Origin of the sequence: Candidatus Thiodiazotropha endolucinida, assembly GCF_001715975.1 — a bacterium.
Lineage (GTDB): Bacteria > Pseudomonadota > Gammaproteobacteria > Chromatiales > Chromatiaceae > Thiodiazotropha > Thiodiazotropha endolucinida.
Genome location: NZ_MARB01000011.1, coordinates 31,623 through 55,048 on the forward strand (window position 1 = coordinate 31,623; position 23,426 = coordinate 55,048).

General features: G+C 54.9%; 15 protein-coding genes. 11 read left to right on the plus strand and 4 right to left on the minus strand.

Annotation, left to right across the window (positions count from 1 at the left end; translation table 11 throughout):
• The first annotated feature begins 65 nt into the window (after positions 1-65).
• Together tldD and pmbA are read left to right on the plus strand one after the other, a co-directional pair.
• Positions 66-1,508 (plus strand): metalloprotease TldD, encoded by a 1,443-nt coding sequence (gene tldD / locus CODIS_RS10585; RefSeq protein WP_069124792.1) that lies wholly within the window; start codon positions 66-68, stop codon positions 1,506-1,508.
• Positions 1,509-1,513: 5 nt separating this feature from the next.
• Positions 1,514-2,839 (plus strand): metalloprotease PmbA, encoded by a 1,326-nt coding sequence (gene pmbA, locus CODIS_RS10590; protein WP_069124793.1) that lies wholly within the window; start codon positions 1,514-1,516, stop codon positions 2,837-2,839.
• A 61-nt stretch (positions 2,840-2,900) separates the two neighbouring features.
• Here pmbA and pdxA read toward each other — a convergent pair whose 3' ends face one another.
• From pdxA to CODIS_RS10605, 3 genes are read right to left on the minus strand one after another with little or no spacing between them, the layout of a single operon-like run.
• Positions 2,901-3,905: a 4-hydroxythreonine-4-phosphate dehydrogenase PdxA gene (gene pdxA / locus CODIS_RS10595; RefSeq protein ID WP_305782108.1), complete on the minus strand. Its 1,005-nt coding sequence runs from the start codon at positions 3,903-3,905 to the stop codon at positions 2,901-2,903.
• Between the two features lie 10 nt (positions 3,906-3,915).
• On the minus strand, positions 3,916-5,214 hold the full coding sequence (locus tag CODIS_RS10600) for a peptidylprolyl isomerase (protein ID WP_083220686.1): 1,299 nt from the start codon (positions 5,212-5,214) through the stop codon (positions 3,916-3,918).
• Between the two features lie 5 nt (positions 5,215-5,219).
• The gene (locus CODIS_RS10605; protein WP_069124796.1) at positions 5,220-7,469 is read right to left on the minus strand and encodes an LPS-assembly protein LptD; all 2,250 of its coding nucleotides are present in this window, start codon (positions 7,467-7,469) and stop codon (positions 5,220-5,222) included.
• A gap of 164 nt (positions 7,470-7,633) precedes the next feature.
• On the opposite strand from CODIS_RS10605, the gene CODIS_RS10610 reads away from it, so the two are divergent.
• The 4 genes from CODIS_RS10610 (at position 7,634) to CODIS_RS10625 (ending at position 14,541) form a co-directional block, all read left to right on the plus strand.
• A complete protein-coding gene (locus CODIS_RS10610; protein WP_069124797.1) occupies positions 7,634-8,815 on the plus strand; it encodes an efflux RND transporter periplasmic adaptor subunit in 1,182 nt (393 codons plus the stop codon).
• Entirely contained in the window at positions 8,812-11,955 is a 3,144-nt protein-coding gene (locus CODIS_RS10615; RefSeq protein ID WP_083220687.1) for an efflux RND transporter permease subunit, read from the plus strand. The genes CODIS_RS10610 and CODIS_RS10615 overlap by 4 nt, the downstream gene beginning before the upstream one ends.
• 86 nt (positions 11,956-12,041) lie before the next feature.
• A complete protein-coding gene (locus CODIS_RS10620) occupies positions 12,042-13,031 on the plus strand; it encodes an aminoglycoside phosphotransferase family protein (RefSeq protein WP_069124798.1) in 990 nt (329 codons plus the stop codon).
• Between the two features lie 499 nt (positions 13,032-13,530).
• On the plus strand, positions 13,531-14,541 hold the full coding sequence (locus CODIS_RS10625; protein ID WP_069124799.1) for a porin: 1,011 nt from the start codon (positions 13,531-13,533) through the stop codon (positions 14,539-14,541).
• Positions 14,542-14,797: 256 nt separating this feature from the next.
• On the opposite strand, the gene CODIS_RS10630 is transcribed toward CODIS_RS10625, so the two are convergent.
• Positions 14,798-15,085 carry a hypothetical protein gene (locus CODIS_RS10630; protein ID WP_069124800.1) on the minus strand — a complete coding sequence of 96 codons (288 nt, stop codon included), beginning with the start codon at positions 15,083-15,085 and terminating at the stop codon, positions 14,798-14,800.
• A 452-nt stretch (positions 15,086-15,537) separates the two neighbouring features.
• On the opposite strand from CODIS_RS10630, the gene CODIS_RS10635 reads away from it, so the two are divergent.
• The 5 genes from CODIS_RS10635 (at position 15,538) to acnD (ending at position 23,362) form a co-directional block, all read left to right on the plus strand.
• Positions 15,538-17,409 (plus strand): propionyl-CoA synthetase, encoded by a 1,872-nt coding sequence (locus CODIS_RS10635; protein WP_069124801.1) that lies wholly within the window; start codon positions 15,538-15,540, stop codon positions 17,407-17,409.
• 208 nt (positions 17,410-17,617) lie between these two features.
• On the plus strand, positions 17,618-18,286 hold the full coding sequence (locus CODIS_RS10640) for a GntR family transcriptional regulator (RefSeq protein ID WP_235615194.1): 669 nt from the start codon (positions 17,618-17,620) through the stop codon (positions 18,284-18,286).
• 122 nt (positions 18,287-18,408) lie between these two features.
• Positions 18,409-19,299: a methylisocitrate lyase gene (gene prpB / locus CODIS_RS10645; RefSeq protein WP_069124803.1), complete on the plus strand. Its 891-nt coding sequence runs from the start codon at positions 18,409-18,411 to the stop codon at positions 19,297-19,299.
• Between the two features lie 180 nt (positions 19,300-19,479).
• Positions 19,480-20,634, plus strand: coding sequence for a bifunctional 2-methylcitrate synthase/citrate synthase (prpC, locus tag CODIS_RS10650; protein ID WP_069124804.1), 1,155 nt, complete (start codon positions 19,480-19,482; stop codon positions 20,632-20,634).
• Positions 20,635-20,776: 142 nt separating this feature from the next.
• Positions 20,777-23,362, plus strand: a complete 2,586-nt coding sequence (acnD, locus tag CODIS_RS10655) for a Fe/S-dependent 2-methylisocitrate dehydratase AcnD (RefSeq protein WP_069124805.1) — start codon at positions 20,777-20,779, stop codon at positions 23,360-23,362.
• Positions 23,363-23,426 lie beyond the last annotated feature (64 nt).

Below are 23,426 nucleotides of genomic sequence, written 5' to 3' on the forward strand. Positions count from 1 at the left end.
TCGGGAGCGGTATTCTGCAACGACTTAAACCAGACTAAACATTGGCCCGCGGGGCCAGGAATAACATGTCCGATCTGATTCAAATAGCGCAAGAGACAATCTTAGCCCCGGTGGGATTGGCCGAACAGGATCTTGACCGCATGCTTGGGGAATTGACGGGGACCGGTATCGATGCGGCGGACCTCTATTTTCAATCCAGCAGGTTGGAATCATGGGTGCTTGAGGACGGGATTATCAAAGAGGGGGCGCACAATATAGAACAGGGTGCGGGTATCCGGGTGATCAGCGGTGAAAAGACCGGTTTTGCCTACTCCGATGAACTGCAGCTGCCGACGCTTCAGGAGGCGGCGAGAACAGCCAGGGCGATCATGCGCAGTGGTGCCGATCAGTCAGTGCGTATTGTGGGTACGCCGATGCCACGCCGGTTGTATGCGCCGGTCAATCCCCTGCCCACGCTGAGTGAGGTTGAGAAGGTCGATCTGTTACGACAAGTGGATCAGGAGGCGAGAAAGCAGGATCCACGGGTAAAAGAGGTTATTGTGAGTCTGGTGGGTGCCCATGATGTGGTGCTGGTGGCTGCCATTGACGGTACCCTCAGTGCTGATGTCAGGCCGCTGGTTCGCCTCAATGTCCATGTGATTGCGGAACAGGGTTCGCGAAGGGAACAGGGGAGCAGTGGAGGCGGAGCGCGTGAGGGTCTCGACTATTTTCTGTATCAGGATCGTGCCTTGGACTATGCCCGGGAGGCAGTCAGACAGGCGTTGGTCAACCTTGATGCGGTGGATGCGCCCGCCGGTACGATGCCTGTGGTGCTGGGCCCGGGTTGGCCGGGCGTTCTGTTGCATGAAGCCGTGGGCCATGGCCTTGAGGGTGACTTCAATCGCAAGGGAACCTCCGCCTTCAGCGGCCGGATCGGAGAGCAGGTGGCGGCATCCTGTTGTACCGTGGTGGATGACGGCACCATTCCGGGACGGCGGGGATCGCTGAATATGGATGACGAGGGCACGCCGAGTCAGAACACGGTGTTGATCGAGAATGGTATCCTCAAGGGCTATATGCAGGATAAGCACAATGCCAGGTTGATGAAGGTCGACACGACCGGTAACGGTAGGCGCGAGTCCTATGCCCATCTGCCGATGCCGCGCATGACCAACACCTATATGCTGCCCGGTGACCATGACCCGGAAGAGATCATCGCCTCTGTGGACCGGGGGCTCTACGCAGTCAACTTCGGTGGGGGCCAGGTCGATATCACTTCCGGCCGTTTCGTCTTTTCCGCCAGTGAGGCCTATCTGATTGAGAATGGCAGGACAACCAGGCCGGTGAAGGGTGCGACCCTGATAGGGAATGGCCCGGAATCCATGACCCGTATCAGCATGGTCGGCAACGACCTGAAACTGGATACCGGGGTCGGTGTCTGCGGAAAGGAGGGACAGAGTGTGCCTGTGGGTGTCGGCCAACCGACACTCAAGCTGGATGAGTTGATTGTCGGGGGTACTGAGCAGTGATCGATATGGAACAGCGCAAAGCGGAATTGCAGCAATTGGTCGAGGACCTGCTGAGTGAGGCTGAGCGCCTTGGGGCAACGGCCGCAGAGGCAGCGGTAAGCAGTAATGCCGGTCTTTCGTTGACGGTGCGTCTCGGTGAGACGGAGACCATCGAACATACCCGTGACAACGGCCTGGGTGTGACGGTCTATTTCGGCCAGCGCAAGGGCAGCGCGAGCACATCTGATCTGAGTCCGCAGGCGATCAATGAGACGGTGGAGGCGGCTTGCAATTTTGCCCGTTATACTTCGGAGGATCCCTGCTCCGGTTTGGCCGATGCGGAGTTGATGGCGTCCGACAACCCCGACCTCGATCTCTATCATCCCTGGCGGCAGAACGTAGAGGAGGCGATTGAGCTGGCAATCCGCTGTGAAGACGCAGCGCGTGATTATGATCCGCGTATCGTCAATTCGGAAGGCGCCTCGCTGAACTCCCATGACGGCCTGCATGTTTACGGCAATACCCACGGTTTCATGGGTGGCTATCCCTCCTCCAGACACAGCCTGAGCTGTGCTGTGGTCGGCAAACAGAATGAAAGCATGCAGCGCGACTACTGGTATACCCTGTCTCGCCAATCGAAACGGTTGGATACACCAGAGGCGGTTGGCAGGATGGCTGCGGAACGGACCCTGGCGCGGTTGAATGCCAGACAGCTGCCGACACAACAGGCGCCGGTGCTGTTTCAGGCGGATGTGGCGGTGGGGCTGTTACGCAGTTTTATTGGCGCCATTCGGGGTTCCGCCCTCTACCGCAAAGCAAGTTTTCTGCTCGACCATCTGGGTAAACCTGTGTTTCCCGAATTCGTCACAATCCATGAAGAACCCCGTCTGGCCAGAGGGCTGGCCAGCGCAGCCTATGACAATGAGGGCGTGGCGACCTGCAACAGGGAGTTCGTGCGCCAGGGTGTGCTCGACAGCTATGTACTCGACAGCTATGCGGCACGAAAGCTCGGCATGCGGACCACAGGCAATGCAGGAGGCGTGAGGAACCTGCGTATAAACAGCGGTGAATTAGACCGGGAGGGTCTGCTCAGGACGATGGACAAGGGATTGATAGTCACTGAACTGATGGGGCAGGGCGTCAATATGGTAACCGGCGACTACTCCCGGGGAGCTGCCGGCTTTTGGGTGGAGGGTGGCGAAATACAATACCCTGTGGAAGAGATCACCATTGCCGGAAACATGCGTGAAATGCTGATGGGTTTGCTGGAAGTGGGTAGCGATGTAGAGACCCGCAGCAGTATTCAGACCGGCTCCTGGCTGATCGACCGCATGATGATCGCCGGCGAGTAGGGGATCGAATACATCGATACCCAGCCTAACAATACCGACGACTGCGCCGGTACCCCATGCGTCAATTCCCGGATCGCTCCCTGAGTCGGCTTTTAACCATTGTCTCCGCAATCTTGACGGCGTATTGAAGGCTTCCAAGGCTTGCCTGATTGGTGCCTGCCAGCGGTAGTGCGGTGCCGTGGTCGACAGAGGTGCGAATAATAGGCAATCCCAGTGTGATGTTGACTGCATTGCCGAATCCCAGGTGTTTCAAAACCGGTAAGCCTTGATCGTGGTACATGGCCAGGATCGCATCCGCCTGCTGTAGATGAACAGGCGTGAAGATGGTATCGGCGGGAAGCGGGCCGATCAGTTGCATTCCCTGACTGTTCAGCTCAGCCAATGCCGGCTGGATGATCTCGATCTCTTCCCTTCCCAGGTATCCTTGCTCTCCCGCATGCGGGTTGAGTCCACACACCATTATGCGTGGTTGCGCGATGCCGAAACACCTTTGCAGATCGTTGTGCAGTGTGCTGGCGACCTGTTGAACCCGCTGTTTGGTTATGGCCTGACTCACCTCGGACAGGGGGAGGTGGGTGGTGACGAGGGCGACCCTGAGATCGGGTGTGGCAAGCATCATCACCGGGTATGCATCTTCGCACAAGGCGGACAGATACTCGGTATGCCCGGTAAAGGAGAGGCCGGCATCGTTGATGATCCCCTTGTGCACCGGGCCTGTGACCATGCCATCGAAATACCCTTTGAGGCAGCCATCGGTTGCTATCCGCAATGTGTCGAGTACGTACTCTGCATTGGCGGGATTGAGCTGGCCGCAGACAACCTCGTGATTGAGTCCGGCGGGTAGAAATCTGAGCTTGCCCGGTGACAGGGAGGAAGCCGGTTTTAGCTCATCGAAAGGGATCAGCTCCAGAGATATACCCAGGCGTTCGGCGCGTTGCTGCAGCAGCACCGGATCGGCAATGGCTATGATCTCGGTTTCCGGATATGGCTTCTGTGCCAGCATGACACAGAGATCCGGCCCAATGCCGGCAGGCTCGCCAGGGGTGAGTGCTAGACGTGAAATCAAGGGATATTTCCTACTCTTCCAGATAAACCTCGACATAGGCTTCGTCGCGCAAACGGCGCAACCACAGGTCGATGGCCTCTTCCGATTTTTGTTTTTGAATTGCCTGACGAGCCCTGTTCTTCAAGGCCTCTTCAGTGTTGTCATGTTGACGCCGCTCGAGAGGCTGAACGATATGCCATCCGAACGGGGTCTTGAAGGGCTGACTGATTTCACCGATCGCCAGGGCGTCCATCTGCTCCTCGAATTGGCTTACCAGATCGCCCGGGCTGGTCCATCCCAGGTCGCCGCCTTTGATCGCGGATGCCTTGTCATCGGAGTGGGAGCGTGCCAGTGCCTCAAATGAATCACCGCCAATGATACGTTCCCGCAGGGTTTCGAGGCGCTGCCGGGCTTCATTGTCAGAGACGATCTCGTTGGTGCTTACCAGGATATGACGGGCATGGGTCTGGTTGATGATCAGCTTATTGCCCCCTTTCGCATCCGCCAGCTTTATGATGTGGAAACCGGAGGCATTGCGTATCGGCTCGCTGGTAGAGTCGACCTCCATATCATCGATCAAACCGGTGAACAGGCTGGGGATTCTAGATACCTCTATCCATCCGAGATCACCGCCATCCAAGGCCTGTCGGCCGTCCGACAGACGTATCGCCAGTTCACTGAAATCAGCGCCTTGCGACAGTTCGTCATAGACAGACTGCGCCTTCTGCTTCGCCTGTTGCACATCCTCCGGCGATGCGCCTTCCGGTGTGGCGATCAGGATATGCAACAGGCGGACAGCGGAGCGCTGTCGGCTGGTACCCACCTCACGCGCAAGGAAGTTCTCGATATCCTGCTCGGTAATCACAATCCTGTTGATGACCTTTTTCTGCTTCAAGCGGTTGATCAGTATGTCTTCCCGAAGCTGTTCGCGAAAAAGGGGGAAGTTGATGCCGTCGGCTTCAAGGGTCTCGCGCAACTGCAACAGTGATATCCGGTTGGTCTCTGCAATATTGGTGATCGCCTTGGTCACCGTGGCGTCATCGACACTGAGGCCGAGTCGGCGCGCGGCTTGCAACTGCAGTCGCTTGGTGATCATTCGATCCAACACCTGCTGATGGATGATGCGCATCGGAGGCAGATTGGTCTGCTTTTGCGCAAGCTGGGCAAGCAGTTCCCTGGTTCGGCTGTCAAGCTCGCTCTTGGCAATGATATCGTCGTTGACCAGCGCCACGATGTGGTCAAGCTCTTTCACCGCTGCATGCAGGGGCAGACCGAGCAGCAGCATCACCAGCCCTGTAATTGTGCTGACAAGGTACTGATTAAGATACATTGAATTTACCGTTCATTGTGAAAGCCATAAATCGTTTCCTGCATGGTTTTGTCCACCGTATGGCCCAGGGTTCCCAGACCCCGCAGCTCGAGCTGCAGCATGAATTTCGTCTCTTCTTCCTCGTCTCTATCTTCATTGGCCACATAGCGCTGGATAAGGGCCCGAAGTTTCCAGCAGCATCGACCGCCATATTCCAGGCCAAGTATTCTATTCATATTTCGCTCATAAAGGTATGAGTGTTTCCATTTCCCAAACAGGCTGAATTGGTGATTGAAGGGCCAATAGAAGGAGAAATCCAGATCTTCGATGGTGTCACGTTTGAAATTGTAATCGAAATTGATGTGTTCCTGCTCGGGTGTGCTATAGCGAAGTGTGAAGCGGCCTCTATCGATCCGATCATCTTCCAGGTGGGGATTGTGACGCAGGGTCAGTGTGGTGCGCCAATGGTTTCCCAATCTCGACGAGAGTTCCGCCACCATGGCGGATGAGGGTTCATCCTCCGTGGCCCCGGTCAATTGTACCTCCCTCTCTTTGCCGTAGTAGATCTGACCGATGCTGGCACGCAGTCGTTCCATGCCATTGCCGCTCTGGAACCAACGGGTAGTCAGGCCTGCAGATATCTGTCTGGCGTCACCGAAGCGGTCCTTGCCGCTGAAGCGGTTCTCTTTGAACAGGTTGGTAAAGCTGAGATTGAGATCGGCGCTATCGAAGTCGGGGATATCTGACTGGTCGTCAAAAGGCGCATACAGGGCAAACAGTCTCGGCTCAAGCGTCTGTAACGCTGGAATGCCGAACCAATGGGTGTCGCGTTCAAATACCAGGCCGCCGTCGAGACTGTAGGCCGGTACAAAATAGTCTGGTCTATCATCAGTCGGATTGTCATCTTCATCCAGCCTGTAGGTGGCATAGTTGAGGCTCAGCCTGGGGGTCAGATGACCCCAGCTTCGACGCAACGGCAGACTCAGCGAAGGGCGAAGCGTGAGCCGTTCACCATTGATCAGGGTATCATGCTTGAAGTGCGTGTATTCGCCACCGAAGCCGATCTTCATGCCCAATGGGTTGGTCGATCCCCGATAACGGGCGAGCAACTGGGGTAGACGGCGGTAGGGGTGTTGACTCTCGCTCAGGGAGTCATCCACCGTTTGGAACTTCTGTAGGCGGCCCAGCAGATTCCAACTGCCCAGGTTGTAACGGACTTCTCCGACACGCTCCAGGTGGCGCGTGCTGGTGATGGCCAGACCGGTACCGAAATCCTCCAGATATTCATTGTCGCTCACCGCATTGGTTTCGATGCGGGTGGTGAGACCGGGTATGGGTCGGCTGACATGATTAAATCGCAAGGCGCTGCGCCGGTCGTCGTGGTGCGGACTGCTCTGTTTGTCGTCCGGGAGTATTTCACCACTGATCTCCCCGCGCTGCCGTTCACCGAGAAAGCGAAATTCTCCACCCAGCATAACGCCACGCTTGCTCATCAATCGCGGTGTCAGGGTGGCGTCGTAGTTGGGTGCGATATTGAAATAATAGGGCAGGGTGAGTTCACTCCCCAGACGATTGGATGATCCGATCGAGGGTATTAAAAGGCCGGTTTTTCTACGCTCGTCCACCGGGAAAGTGAAATAGGGTATATAGAGTACCGGCAGGCCGGCCAGTTGCAGTCGGGCGTGGCGTGCGCTACCCCAGCCTTCGGCCATATCGATCTCCAGTTCAGAGGCAACAAGGCTCCAGTCGTTTCTGTCGGGGGGGCATGTTGAGTAGACAACCTTCTCATAGTGTGACTGATCTTTGCTCGTGAGGGTGATCAATGCCGCGCTGCCTCGGGCGTTATTCTCCGTCAGACGAAACTCGCTGTCACTTAACCAACCCCGATCATCATCAAGTTCCAGGTAGCCCTGTTGCGCGGTGGCGCGCAGCCCTGTTTGCTGAATGAACAGATTGCCAAATAGTTCAGCGACTCGGTTTTCGTGGTCGAAGCTGATGCTGTCTGCCTCCGCATAGCCGTCCGGACGCCACAGCTGTACTGATCCGGCAAGCCGACTCGAGCCTGTCGTCTGGTCGAACTCCATACGGTCGGCCGCAAGCTGAAGATACTGGTTTTCCAGGGGTGGTGCGGGTAGCGAGAGATCGCTTACGCCAGGCGACCGTTCGCAATAATCCCAGTTGAGTCCCCGGTCGATACGCATCGGTTCTTCCGCTGTCGTAACCAGGGGTATCAACAGGCCGAGATAAAGGTAAAGCGGGCGTAATCGAGGTGACATCGAGTTGGCTGATTGGTGTTTCTGTTCTGGTGATGCGGGTCAGGGAACCAATAGTGTTTTAGGAACTCACTTATGGAAGGCATTGATAATTCATCACGCGACCCTGCACAAAATCGCATAGAATCTGCATTACTTCAAATTACACCTGTTCGTTGGTAACACTTGTGACCTCAGTTAGACGACGTTTTCTAATCACCCTGGCTATCCTGATGAGCACTGTGGTCATCGTCGTGACGCTGTTTATGACCCGTCCCGAAGCCAATGTGGAGATGAAGCAGCCGGGTATTACCCGTGTCGAGGTGGCGGAAGTGGTACGGCGGGATCTGCTGCCGAAGGTGCCCTTCACCGGTGTGTTGCGTCCACGGCAGATTGCGTCCCTGCGTTTCGAAGTGGCGGGTGAACTGAGTGCACGCGAAGTGGAACCCGGCGAGTCCGTATCCCAGGGGGATCTGCTGCTGAGACTGGATAACGAGGACTATCGGGACGCATTGAGCGAGACAGAGTCCCGGTTGACCGAGACACGGGCCACATTGGAGCGGGATGGGGCATTGCTGAAACTGGCTCGGGAGAACCGACAGCTGGCTGAGCGGGAGTATCAGCGCCTGGAGAAACTGGGTAAGGGTTCGTTGGCGTCGGTCTCAACCCGGGAGAGTGCGCGCCAGCAGTTGATCAATCTGCAGAGTGAAGAGGCCCGGCTAGTCTTCAGTCAGCAGAGCAATCAGGCCCGTCTCGCCCGTCAGGAGGCGGCAAACAACCGGGCTCGGCGTAATCTTCAACGCACCCATTTACTGGCACCCTTCAATGGGCGGGTCAACCGTGTCATGGTTGAGGAGGGCGACTATGTTCAGGGCAACAATCCGGTGCTTGAATTGATCGATGACGCCATGTTGGAGCTTGAGATGGCGGTCAGCGGCGATGTCGCTGCCGCTTTGTCTCTGGGGCAACCGTTGAGTGTGAAAGTGGATAGTCGTGATGTGGGTGGTGAACTGGTAGCCCTGCAGATCGATCCGGACCCTCAGACCCATACTCATCCCCTGCGAATCAGGATACCGGGGCAGGGATTGCTGCCTGGACAGCTCGGCAGGGTGGATCTGCCCCTGCGTCCCAGAAAGGATGCCCTGGTGGTGCCTGTCTCCGCCGTGATGCGGGAGGAGGGTAAGCACTATGTCTTTCTGGTGCAAGGGAGCCGTCTGGTGCGTCGGCAGGTGGTGACCGGTATACGCCAGGGTGATTTGCAGTTGTTACTGCAGGGGGTGAAACAGGGTGATCTGCTGGTTGCCCGGGATGTAGAAGTGCTCAGCCACGATATCGAGGTTCAGGTCGAACCCGGCGGTGAAGTACCTTGATCGATTTTTCCATCCGAAATCCCCTGATGGTCAACCTGATGCTGGTGATCATACTATTGACGGGAGTGATCTCCTGGTACGCCATGCCGCAAGAGATGTTTCCCGTGGTGGAACAGGATAAGGTCAGGATCACCACCGTCTTCGAGGGTGCCTCGCCGGAAGAGATGGAGCGTCAGGTCACTCTCCCCATCGAACAGGAACTGGATGGCTTGGCCGACATCGATGTCGTCAGCTCCACCAGCAGCGAGGGTAGTTCAAGTATCCTTATCGAGCTGAAAAGCGGTTCCGATGTGGACAATTTCATGCGCAAGGTCAGAACCGCTCTCGATCAGGTGGATGATCTGCCTGACGAGGCGGAGGAGCCTGAACTGGCACGGCTCGAGACCCGCTTTCCGGTCATTTCGGTGAGCCTGTTCGGTAGCATATCCCGGGGCGAGTTGTATCGCATCGCCACGGACATCAAGGATCAGCTGATCCAATTGCCGGGTGTTGCATCCGTGGGTATGGCCGGTGATCGCGAATGGGAGGTCTGGGTGGTTGTCGATCCCCGGGTGATGGCGGCCTTGAGCGTCTCACTCAATCAGATAGCCCATGCCTTGCGGAACAACCTGCGCGATCTGCCCGGCGGCACCCTTAAATCATCCGGAGGCGATATACGCTTGCGGGGCATGGGAGTACCTCCCGACCCCGACCGGATGGCAGCGATCGTATTGCGTCATGATGAACAGGGCGGGCAGCTGCGATTGGGTGATCTGGCGCAGGTACAGCTGCGTCTGGAGGAGTCCCAGACTCTGGGTCGATTCAATGGCAAGCCGTCCGTCAACATGACCATCAACAAGACCAGCCAGGCATCCACCATCGATGTGGCGAATCTGGTGAACGAATTCGTCTTGGAGCATAGAGGGACACTGCCAGCGGGGGTCAGTCTGGGGCTCTTCAACGATCTCTCGGTGTATGTGAAGAACCGTCTAGACACCGTCAAGTCATCGGGGATTGTCGGGCTTGCCCTGGTGCTGCTGGCGCTCTACCTGATGCTCAATTTCCGGGTCGCTTTCATCACTGCGCTGGGTATTCCGGTCTCTTTCCTGGTAGCCGTGATAGCCTTGCATATGCTGGGTTACAGCATCAATATGGTCTCTCTGTTTGCATTTCTGATTGCGCTAGGCTTGATCGTAGATGATGCCATCATCGTCAATGAGAATATCTATCGCCATCTGGAGATGGGCGAGTCACCGGCAGCGGCGGCTGCTCTGGGCACCAAGGAGGTCTATTGGCCTGTGGTGGCCTCGACCACCACAACTATTGCCGCCTTCATGCCGATGTTTGCCATCGGCGGCACCATGGGTGCATTCATTGCGGTGATACCGGTGGTGGTCAGCGCCTCCCTGGCGGGTTCCCTGCTGGAGGCCTTCGGGGTGTTGCCTTCTCACGCCAAGGAGTTTTTGCGTGCCACCAGAGAGCGAAAACCGGGACGAATCGATTGGAGTGCATTGAATCGCCGCTATACCCAGCTATTGAGAAGATGCCTCGACTATCGCTATCCGGTGGCCATGTTGAGCATCGGTGTGCTGGCGATCACGATTGTATTTGCCCAGACCCGTATTCCCTTTCTCCTCTTCAGTCATGTGGATGTGGGACAGTTCTTCGTTAATGTGGAAGCACCCAGTACCTATAGCATCGATGATGCATCGCGTCTGGCGGACAAGCTTGAAGAGACGCTGATGCAAACACTGAAAGAAGACGAACTGGAGACTTTGCTGAGCAATGTGGGGGTGATGTTCATAGACTTTCACCGGGTGAAGATCGGTAGCCGTTATATTCAGTTGATTGTCGACCTGAAACAGCAGAAACCCAGAGGCTTTATCGAGCGCTGGATATCGCCGCTGGTGAGTCTGAAATTCTCCTGGGAAGGCAGCCGCGAGCGAAGTTCAAAAGCGGTCATAGAAGATGTACGCCAGGCCTTGCAGCAGATACCGGGTATACAGCGCATGTCCATCCTGCGTACCCAGGGCGGGCCGGCAGGTGCTGATATTGAGATCGGCGTTGTGGGTGAATCGGTCGATCGCATCAGTCAAACCGCAGAGACGATTCGCACCTATCTGAGCCGTATGCCGGGCGTGTCTGATGCCAGGCAGGATATGGACCCGGGCAAACTTGAGTATCGCTATCAGCTGAATGAGCGAGGACGTCGCCTGGGACTCACCCAGACCGAACTCTCGAATGCGGTACGCACCGGTTTTCTCGGTTTGAAGCTGGCCCACGTGAGCTGGCGCGACAAACGCATACCCGTTCGCCTGATCTACAATGACGAACTGCGCCGCGATGCCGGCGCCCTGGAGCGATTGCCCATTACCCTGGATGATGGACGCACCCTCTACCTGGGTGATGTGGCGGATATCGTGGAGGCGAGAGGCTACAACAGTATCAACCGGCGAAATCTTCATCGATTGGCCACCATTACTGCGGAAGTCGATCCGAAGGTCACCACGCCCAATCAGGTGTTGGAACGGATAACCACCGAGTTCAGTCGGCTCGCTGAAGGTCAGCGCCTCATCTTCCTCGGAGAGAAGAAAAAGGCCGAAGAGTCGATTATCGGCATGCAGCGTGCGGGCGTGATCGCTTTGGCGATTATCTTTTTCATATTGGCCGCGCTGTTTAGATCGCTGCTTGATCCGTTGGTGGTGATGTTCGCAATCCCCTTCGGTGCAATCGGCGTCATCGTGGGACATGTGATGTTCGATTTTCATCTGCAATTCCTGTCCCTGATCGGCTTTCTCGCGCTGACAGGAATCGTGGTTAACGATTCATTGATCCTGATCGATTTCGCCAAGCGCTTGAGACGTGAGGGATGGGAACGCAAAGCAGCCCTGGTGGAAGCGGGACGGGTGCGTATCAGACCGATACTGTTGACCAGCGCAACCACCTTTCTCGGTATCTCTCCGTTAATCTTTTTCGCCACCGGGCAGACGGCATTTCTCTCGCCGATGGCGGTCAGTCTTGGATTCGGGCTGTTGTTTGCGACGGTGTTGATCCTGCTCGCGCTCCCCTGTTTCTATCTCATTGCGGATGATATGAGGATACGTGTCACTTCCCGTTTCGGAGCCGGGGAGGATAATGCGGTCCTGGCAACAGATAACTGATTTCATTAAACCCTCTTCTGGTACAATCATCAGGCCCAGACTGGCCGGATTGCCTCATTTCAAAGTCACAGATTAATTAGAAAACGATGCCACAACGAATAGAACAATTGAAAAAGTGGTTGGTGTCGTTGCCAGAGTTATCGGATTACTCATTCGAACCTGCTTCCAACGACGCAAGTTTTCGTCGCTATTTTCGCTTAATCGAAAATGGAAAAAGTTATATCGCCATGGATGCCCCTCCGGATAGAGAGGATTCCAGGCCCTTTGTGAAAGTGGCGGAAGCCCTCGAGTCAATCGGTCTTAACGTACCGCATATCTATGCGCGGGATCTCACCCAGGGATTTATGCTGCTCGAGGATCTCGGCACTGAGCTCTATCTTGACAGGCTGTCATCGGAAACCGTCGACAGGCTCTACGGTGATGCCCTGGGTGCATTGGCCACGCTGCAGGCCTGTGGGCCGCGTGATGGTCTGCCGAAATATGACCGGGCCCTGTTGATGCAGGAGATGGCGCTGTTTCGGGATTGGCTGTTACTGCAGGAACTGAGCCTCTCTTTGACACATGAAGAACACTCGATGTTGCAACGGGTATTCGAACTGCTGGTGGATAGTGCTCTGCAGCAACCGCAGGTCTGCGTGCATCGTGACTACCATTCGCGCAATTTGATGGTAACGGCAAGGCATAATCCAGGTATTCTCGATTTCCAGGATGCGGTGATAGGCCCGGTTACCTATGATTTAGTGTCGCTGTTGCGTGATTGCTATGTAAGCTGGCCGGATGGGCGGGTTCGTGACTGGGCGATAGGGTATTACGAGCTTGCGGTTCAGTCCGGAATATTAGGTTCCGAGCATGAAGCGCGGTTTCTGACTTGGTTTGATCTGATGGGCGTACAGCGTCATCTCAAAGCGAGTGGGATATTCGCCAGGTTATACAGGCGTGACGGCAAACCGGGTTATTTGAAAGAGATTCCGCGAACACTCGGCTATATCACCCAACTGAAAACCGAGTCCCTACCGCTGCAAGAGCTTGGTGAATTTATCCAGGTCCGGGTCTTGCCATACCTGAAAGCCGCTTGAAAAATGCCACTGTGCGTTGCCATTGTTCATTTTGTATCAGCAACTTCACTCCCCGCACCTTGGGAAGCGCTTTTCAGCTGCGCCAGAGAGGCTTGGATTAGTGGTAACAGGCTACAAGGTTATCCTATCAATCAGACAATTCATGCCAGTTTTTTATGTTGCCTGTTACGATCATAATCTAATCCTCTGATTTTCTGTGACTTGACAGGGTGTTACGGCGTGTGTTGTTGTTGCTCTTTCCGGCCTAAAATTACCGCAACAATAACTGAGTGATGCACTCAGGAATAAACCGGTAAATTCCTAGAAATTCTTTAAACTAATTTTTATAACCCATTGATGTTCTGTTTTTTGAGTCTTGCCTTATCGTTGGTGTCGTAAATTTACAACAGCTATTTTTTCTGTGTCTTTTTTGCAAAGAAACACTTGCAATTTGCCACGCTGTTGACTAATATTCGCATCGTAGTCAATTTTCTACCCATCAATTCTCGGAGTTAACTCAATGAAAAAAGTACTCTCTCTGGCAATTGCAGCTGCACTGGTGGCTCCTGCCGCAGTCATGGCTGATGCCACTTTGTTTGGTAAAGCACACTTCATCATCGAAAATGTTGATGATGGTGATCAAGACGTTTGGGGCGTGGACAGCATCCACTCTCGCGTTGGTGTGAAAGGCAGCGAAGACCTGGGTGGCGGACTCAAGGCTCTCTATCACTTCGAATTCAAAGTACACAATGATGACGGCGCTGACGGTCTTGGCGATCGTAATCAGTTCATCGGCCTGTCCGGTGGTTTCGGTACCGCTCTGTTGGGTACTCATGACACCCCAATGAAGATGTCCCAGGGTAAATTCGACGAGTTCGGCGATCTGCCGAATGGTGACCTTGCCAACGTGATTCCTGGCGATGACCGCCTTGAGAACGTCATCGCATACGTCTCTCCTGCCATGGGCGGTCTGACCTTCGTCGGCGCTCTGGTCCCCGGTGAGAGAGGTGACCTCGATCTGGACGGTATTGCCGATCATATCTCCCTGGCCGGTCTCTACAGCAATGGCCCGCTCTTCGCATCTCTGGCCTACAACAGCTATGACCTCGGTTCTGCAGTAGACGCTGAACCTTCACTGCTGCGCGCTACCGCTGTCTGGAATGGCGGAATGTGGCAGGCTGGTGTCATGTTTGCTTCCATGGATCTGGACCTCGACGGTGTGGACGATCCTGATTACCTCGGTCTGAGCGGTCACGTCAAAGTTGGCGGCGCTGGCAAGATCAAGGCTCAGTACCTGATGGGTGATTCCACCAATGGTGGTGTTACTGCGCTGGTACCTGGTTTTTCACCGAATGTAAACGTTGGTATGCCTGTTGCCGATCCTGAGAACGAAGTCACTCAGTTCAGCGTTGGTTACGAGCATGCAATGAGCAAGCGCACCGTAGCTCACGTTGGCTTCACCTCTTATGAAGAAGACGAGACCGATGTTGAATCTGATGCATTCTTCGCTGGTCTGATCCACAACTTCTAATAGTTCACAAGACTATTTCGAGTTGAGAAACGGGGCCTATCGGCCCCGTTTTTTTTTTTCAGGTTTTTATACTTCCAATCCCCGCTGTTTCATATAAAAACTACCTCTCTTCTAGGGCCTGTTAACACTAATCCAATACGCCCCAGCAGGGCGTATTGGATTAGTGTTAACAGGCCCTAGGCCCATATCACAGGCTTAATGTCTTTGCGCGATTGGCGGATATTCGTGTATTGCAGTCAAATTACAATTTACGCACTCAATAGAGTTGCCAATCAAATACGATAAAAGCACAGGCAATCAGATAGAGTATCCAGAAAAAAAGGGCGTAGGGTCCGGGATGGTTCTCGGATTTGAAGTCTTTGGCGAAATATTCGGGAAAACCGAAGCCTGAAAAAAACGCGATGATCCGATAAAACAGAATAGGCAGCAGAAAAGCCAAAAGGATGATTAGGCCGGGAAGAGCCTCATCGACGTCATCTCTATACACGGAGTAGAGCGCCACGCTGATATAGATGGCCATTGCCACGACTTTATGCGTTTCCATGGGTTTATATAGGCCCTTTCAACACGAATTCTCCACGCACGGACATTTTTTCGTCCTGTAAACCAAGCATGTACGAATGGTAACGTTGCTGGGCGGAGAAGTAGTCATAAACCGACGCGTTGCGCCAGAAAAAGCGTCACTCTGTGTTGCTCGTCGTTCATTTGGAATCACCAAATTTCTCTCACCGCGCCATGATTGGGGCATATTAAGTTGAGTCCGGGATATTCTTTCTTTTTTTTAATTTAATCAAACGGATATCGCTTTCCGAGCATCTCAGGCCCTGACCTGTTTGGGGCTTTTATGTGCATAGTCATGTCGGGTAAAAAAAAGAAATTTACAGAAATGTGTCGACAATTTAGAAAAATTTTACTATAAAATAGGTTCTAATCGCATAATACAACAAAATATGTCGACACTTAATCAGATAGACAACACCAGAGGAGCTCCCACACATGTCACGTTATGCCGAGATCTATCAACAGTCGTTGAATGACCCTGAGGTATTCTGGGGTACAGTCGCCAAGGGTCTGCACTGGTACGAGCATTGGGATAAGGTTTTGGATGAATCGGCCAAACCTTCGCCACGCTGGTTTAGTGGCGGAATGTTCAACACCTGCTATAACGCTTTGGATCGCCATGTGGAAGCGGGAAATGGTGATCGCCTGGCGTTGATTTACGGCAGTCCGGTAACAGAGCAGAAGCGCACTTACAGCTACAGCGAACTGCGGGATACGGTAGCCCGGCTGGCCGGTGTGATAGCGTCCCACGGTGTGGGAAAGGGCGATCGGGTCATTATATATATGCCGATGATACCGGAAGCGGCCATTGCCATGTTGGCATGTGCCCGGATCGGTGCTATTCATTCGGTTGTTTTTGGTGGATTTGCGGCAAAAGAGCTGGCAACACGGATCGATGATTGCCAACCTAAAATGATACTTTCCGCATCCTGCGGTATCGAACCCAGTCGCTTGGTCGCGTACAAGCCACTGCTTGATGAGGCGATTGATATAGCCCGGCATAAGCCTACCACGTGCATCATCAAACAGCGGACTCAATTGGCGGCTGAATTACAGGACGGACGGGATTTCGATTGGGAAGGGTCATTGTCACAGGCCGATCCCGTCGATTGTGTTCCGGTTGAGGCAACAGATCCTCTCTATATCCTCTATACCTCTGGTACTACAGGCCAGCCCAAGGGCGTGGTGCGTGACAACGGTGGACATGCCGCTGCACTGCTCTGGTCGATGAAGAATATCTACAATGTCGAGGCGGGTGATGTCTACTGGGCGGCATCCGATGTCGGGTGGGTGGTTGGCCACAGCTATATCGTCTATGGTCCCCTGTTAGCCGGTTGCACCACCGTCATATACGAAGGCAAGCCGGTCGGTACCCCCGATCCCGGCGCATTCTGGCGAATGATCAGTGAGTATAAAGTCAAAGTGCTGTTTACTGCGCCAACCGCGTTCCGGGCAATCAAGAAGGAGGATCCGCAAGGCGCCTATATGTCGAAGTATGATATCGGCTGTATGGATGCCTTGTTTCTTGCGGGTGAGCGTTGCGATCCTGATACGCTTCACTGGGCTGAAACCATGCTCGATAAACCGGTTGTCGATCATTGGTGGCAAACCGAGACTGGCTGGGCTATTGCCGCGAATCCCATGGGTATTGAACCGCTTCCGATAAAGGCCGGTTCTCCAACGGTATCCATGGTGGGTTATGACGTGCGTGTGCTCGATGACCAGGGCGTCGAAAAACCTGCAGGAGAGATGGGAGATATCGTAATAAAACAGCCATTGCCTCCCGCGTGCCTGCCTACTCTTTGGAATAACGAACAAAGATTCGTCGACTCCTATCTGAGCGCTCATCCCGGGTATTACCTGACGGGTGATGCCGGATACAAGGATGAAGACGGCTATCTGTGGATCATGAGCCGGACCGATGATGTTATCAACGTTGCGGGACATCGCCTCTCCACGGGGCAGATGGAAGAGGTATTGGCGGGCCATGCCGATGTGGCGGAGTGTGCTGTCATCGGCGTATCCGATACCTTGAAGGGGCAATTGCCTTTGGGATTTGTTGTCTTGAAGTCGGGTGTCGAACGTTCTGCAGATGAGTTGGCTGCTGAATTGGTGAAGCGGGTTCGAGAGCAGATTGGTCCGGTCGCGGCATTTAAGCACATCGCCATTGTTAAACGTCTGCCCAAGACACGCTCAGGAAAGATCCTGCGGGGAACGATGGTGAAGATCGCCGACGGTCAGGAGTGGAAGATGCCCGCTACGATCGATGATCCTGCGATTTTGGACGAGATCTCGTCCTCCTTATAAACCCTGGGTTATGCAAAATAAAACGGGATAGATTGGCTTAGAGAGGGTGCTCTACCTCGCCAAGGAGGCAATCGGGTAGGGCACCAAAATCACTAAATTCAATAAAGTGTCGACATATTAAGCAGTATAGGCTATATTTTGGTCAATATTTGCTTTATTTGAATCAATGTGTCGACATACTGAGATATTTATACGGAGTCAGTCGCGAGTGGAAAAGAACGATCCGATCACTATCACACTAACAGATCGTCTCTTCGATACGATTCAGCGTGCCATCGTTGAAGGAGATATTCCGTCTGGAAGTAAGATCAGTGAGCCGGAACTTGCTCGACAGCATGGCGTCAGTCGAGGTTCATTGAGAGAAGCGATCGGACGACTTGAAGCGAGGAAGCTGGTTGAGCGTAAACCCAATCTGGGTGCTCGAGTGGTGACGCTCTCATACGAACAGTTGATTGAAATCTATCAGGTACGTGAAGCCCTTGAGGGGATGGCTGCGAGATTGGCGGCACAAAATATGAGTGATAAGGAGATAGAGGAGCTACAGCTGCTGTTGGATCAGCATGGACGGCAGATTGAAGAACAGCATGGTGAGGCGTATTTCCAAAAGCAGGGTGACCTCGACTTCCATTACCGTATTGTTCAAGGTAGCAAAAATCACCACCTGATCGGTCTGCTTTGCAACGATCTCTATCATCTGTTGCGTATGTACCGTTACCAGTTCGGGATGCGCAGTAAGCGCTCCAGTCAGGCCTATGATGAGCACCACTATCTGTTGAATGCCATTTCCTCTCGAGACCCTGAAATGGCGGAGCTTTTGATGCGTCAGCATATTCGTTCCTCACGTAGAAACGTGGAAAGAATGTTGCTGGAAAACTAACGATACGTGAGTTTTGAGTTTTTAGTTATAAGTTTTGAGTTAGAAATAAGTGTGTGTAGTGAACGCCACAACTCAAAACTAAAAACCCATAACTCAAGACTTTTTTATGTTGAGGATATGAAATGACCAATCATCAAAATCCTGGCGCCCGCTTTCGAGCTGCCGTCGAACAAGAGAAACCATTGCAGTGTGTGGGTGCAATCAACGCCTACCATGCCCGGCTGGCGGAAGCCTCGGGATATCAATCCCTCTACATCTCGGGTGGCGGTGTCGCTGCGGGTTCATGCGGTATCCCCGATCTGGGTATCACGACGATGGAAGATGTCCTGACAGATCTGCGACGCATGACGGAAGTGACTGACCTGCCTGTATTGGTTGATATCGACACAGGATGGGGGGGGGGCTTCAATATCGCGCGGACTATTCGCAATATGAACAAGTTCGGAGCGGCTGCAGTACATATCGAAGATCAAGTGCAACAAAAACGTTGTGGCCACCGTCCCAATAAAGCGATCGTCACCCAGAGTGAGATGGTTGACCGCATCAAAGCGGCGGTGGATGCAAGACTGGATGATGATTTTGTAATTATGGCACGTACTGATGCGCTGGCTGTGGAGGGTATGCAATCAGCCATTGACCGGGCATCTGCCTGTGTCGAGGCTGGGGCGGATATGATCTTTCCGGAAGCGATGAACGAGCTCGATCAGTATCGGGAGTTTGTGGCAGCGGTCAAGGTTCCGGTATTGGCTAACATCACTGAATTTGGCGCCACACCCTTATTTACCACGGAACATTTGGCGTCTGTGGGCGTGAGTATTGCTCTCTACCCTCTGAGCGCATTCCGCGCGGCAAATGCTGCAGCTTTGAAGGTGTATCAAACCCTGCGCGATGAAGGGACCCAACAAGGCGTTGTTGAGTTGATGCAGAGTCGTGCCGATCTTTACGACTATCTCGGCTATCACGATTTCGAACAGAAGCTGGACCATCTGTTTGCTTCAGAGGAGACGGCTTAACGTAAACGATTCATGCCGCAAATAACGCTAATTACTGCAAATGAAAACAAAAAAAATTTTTCTGAGCAATCATATCATTTGCGCTTATTCGCGGTGATTAGTGTCCATTTGCGGCCACTCTCTTAAACCAGTTTTGTAAAACACTATCCAATTATCAATCGCATCAGAGGAGGTTTCCCAATGAGCGAACCCAATCAAATCCTTCCCAAGGCGAAAAAGTCGGTCGCACTCTCCGGCACTGCCGCCGGTAACACCGCAATCTGTACCGTTGGCCGTACCGGTAATGACCTGCACTACCGCGGTTACGACATTCTCGATTTCGCCGAAAAGGCGGAATTCGAGGAGATCGCCTACCTATTGATTCATGGCGCCCTCCCAACCCCCGCTGAACTGACCGCATACAAGACCAAACTTAAGTCGATGCGCGGGTTGCCCCAGGCGGTGAAGCAGGCTATGGAGGCGATCCCGGCTTCCGCCCATCCGATGGATGTGATGCGCACCGCCTGTTCGGTAATGGGCAGCTGTGTGCCGGAGAAGGAGAGTCACCCCGCCTCAGAGGCGCGGGATATCGTCGACCGCTTGATGGCAAGCTCCGGCTCGGCCCTGCTCTACTGGTATCACTATGCGTTCAACGGTAAGCGTATTGACGTTGAGACCGATGACGATTCCATCGGCGGTCACTTCCTCCACCTGTTGCATGGTGAGAAGCCGAAAGAGTCCTGGGTACGCGCCATGCACACCTCGCTGGTACTTTACGCCGAGCATGAGTTTAACGCCTCAACCTTCACTGCTCGCGTGGTGGCCGGTACGAATTCCGATATGTACTCGGCAATAACCGCGGCTATCGGTGCACTGCGCGGCCCCAAGCATGGTGGCGCCAACGAAGAAGCCTTCCGTATCCAAAGCCGTTACCGCACTGCAGACGAGGCGGAGGTTGATATCCGCGAGCGGGTTGGACGCAAAGAGATCGTCATCGGCTTCGGTCACCCGGTCTACACTGTGGGTGACCCCCGCAACGATGTGATCAAACAGGTTGCCAAGGAGCTCTCCGAGGAGGCGGGCAACATGACCATGTTCAGCGTCGCCGACCGCCTTGAGTCGGTAATGTGGGAGATCAAGAAGATGTTCCCAAACCTGGATTGGTTCTCTGCCGTATCCTACAACCAGATGGGTGTGCCCACTGATATGTTCACCCCCCTGTTCGTCATATCCCGCCTCAGCGGCTGGGGTGCCCATGTGATCGAACAACGCGAAGACGGCAAGATCATCCGCCCCTCGGCCAACTATACCGGACCGGAGAACCGGGCCTGGGTGCCGATCAACGAAAGAGGCTGAGGATTAGTTTTGAGTTTTAAGTGATGAGTTTTGAGTTGTCGGTACTCGCTACGCGCGTGGTTTTTTAAAAAAACCGTGCGTGCAGCGCACACCGAAACTAAAAACTCATAACTACCCTGCTATCGCATCGAACGAGAGCTCAATGAACATAAAATATCGAAAGCCCATGCCGGGTAGCGACCTGGTCTACTTCGATACGCGCATGGCGGTCGAAGCGATCCAGCCCGGCGCCTACGACCGACTCCCCTACACCTCACGGGTTCTGGCGGAGCAGTTGGTGCGACGCTGCGAGTCGAACCTGCTGACGGACGCCCTTAAGCAACTCATCGAGCGCAAGCGCGATCTGGACTTTCCCTGGTATCCGGCACGGGTGGTCTGCCACGACATCCTGGGGCAGACTGCCCTGGTCGACCTGGCCGGCCTGCGCGACGCCATTGCCGACAAGGGGGGAGAACCGGCCAAGGTCAATCCGGTGGTGCCGACCCAGCTGATCGTCGACCACTCACTGGCGGTGGAGCACGCCGGCTTCGAGCCGGACGCCTTCGAGAAGAACCGGGCTATCGAGGATCGCCGCAACGAGGATCGCTTTCACTTCATAGAGTGGTGCAAGACCGCCTTCGACAATGTGGACGTGATCCCCGCCGGTAACGGCATCATGCATCAGATCAACCTGGAGAAGATGTCACCGGTGATCCAGTCCCGAGACGGCGTGGCCTTTCCCGATACCTGCGTCGGCACAGACAGTCATACCCCCCATGTGGATGCCCTCGGTGTCATTGCTATCGGTGTCGGTGGTCTGGAGGCGGAAAATGTGATGCTGGGCCGTGCCTCAATGATGCGATTGCCTGAGATCGTCGGCGTCAATCTTACCGGCCAGCGCCGGCCGGGTATCACCGCCACCGACATTGTGCTTGCCCTGACCGAGTTCCTGCGTCAGGAGCGGGTGGTTTCAGCCTATCTCGAATTCTTCGGTGAGGGAGTAGAGAGCCTCACCATCGGCGATCGCGCCACTATCTCCAACATGACACCGGAATTCGGTGCCTCGGCGGGCCTCTTCTATATCGATCAACAGACCATCGACTACCTGAAGCTGACAGGTCGCGAGCCCGAGCAGGTAGCCCTGGTGGAGAACTATGCAAAGACCACAGGTCTTTGGGCTGATGCCCTTGAAACAGCCGACTACGAACGCTTGCTGGAGTTCGATCTTTCCAGCGTGGTGCGCAACATGGCGGGACCCTCCAATCCCCACCGCCGCCTGCCCACCTCTGCCCTGGCGGAGCGTGGCATCGCCGGTACCTGGGAGGAAAAACCGGGCGTGATGCCCGACGGGGCGGTGATCATCGCCGCCATTACCAGCTGCACCAACACCTCCAACCCGCGTAACGTGGTGGCCGCCGGCCTGCTGGCGCGCAAGGCTAATCAACTGGGACTCACCCGCAAGCCCTGGGTGAAGTCCTCTTTCGCGCCGGGCTCCAAGGTCGCCAAGCTCTATCTGGAAGAGGCGGGCCTGCTGCCGGAACTGGAGAAACTCGGCTTTGGTATCGTTGCCTACGCCTGCACCACCTGCAACGGCATGAGCGGCGCCCTCGATCCGAAGATCCAGCAGGAAATTATCGACCGGGACCTCTACGCCACCGCGGTGCTCTCCGGCAACCGCAACTTCGACGGCCGTATCCACCCCTACGCCAAGCAGGCCTTCCTCGCCTCGCCGCCGCTGGTGGTGGCCTACGCCATCGCCGGCACCGTGCGTTTCGACATTGAGCAGGACGTCCTGGGTCGCGACAAGGATGGCAACCCGATCACACTCAACGACATCTGGCCCAGCGACGAGGAGATCGACGCTATTGTCAAGCAGTCGGTGAAGCCGGAGCAGTTTATCCAGATCTACCAGCCCATGTTCGACCTGGGTGACCGGGAGCAGGCGGAGAGCCCGCTCTATGATTGGCGGCCGCAAAGTACCTACATACGCCGTCCTCCCTACTGGGAGGGTGCCTTGGCGGGTGAGCGCAGCCTGAGCGGTATGCGTCCTTTGGCGGTGTTGGGCGACAACATCACCACCGATCATCTGTCGCCCTCCAACGCCATCCTGCCGAGCAGCGCGGCGGGTGAATACCTGGCCAAGATGGGCCTGCCGGAGGAGGACTTCAACTCCTATGCCACCCATCGGGGCGACCACCTCACCGCACAACGCGCCACCTTCGCCAATCCCAAGCTGCTTAACGAAATGTGCCGGGACGACCAGGGTGAAGTGACACAGGGCTTCCTGGCCAGGTTGGAACCGGAGGGTGAGCCTATGCGCATGTGGGAGGCGATTGAGACCTACATGCAACGCAAACAATCGCTGATCATCGTCGCAGGCGCCGACTACGGTCAGGGTTCTTCCCGTGACTGGGCCGCCAAAGGTGTGCGCCTGGCAGGCGTCGAGGCGATCCTGGCCGAAGGTTTCGAGCGTATCCACCGCACCAACCTGGTGGGCATGGGCGTGCTGCCGCTGGAATTCATGCGGGGCGAGAATCGTCATACTTATGCCATCGACGGTACCGAGACCTTCGATGTCGTCGGCAAGCCCAAACCGCGTACTGAACTGACGGTGGTCATGCGCCGGCGCAACGGCGAGACGGTCGAGATACCGGTTACCTGCCGCCTGGACACTGCCGAAGAGGTATCGGTCTACGGCGCAGGCGGCGTACTGCAGCGCTTCGCCCAGGACTTCCTCGCCACGGCTTAGGTAAACCTAGGGTGGGCCAAGCCGAAGGGGAGGCCCACTCATTTGTCACTGGCGGTTAACGATA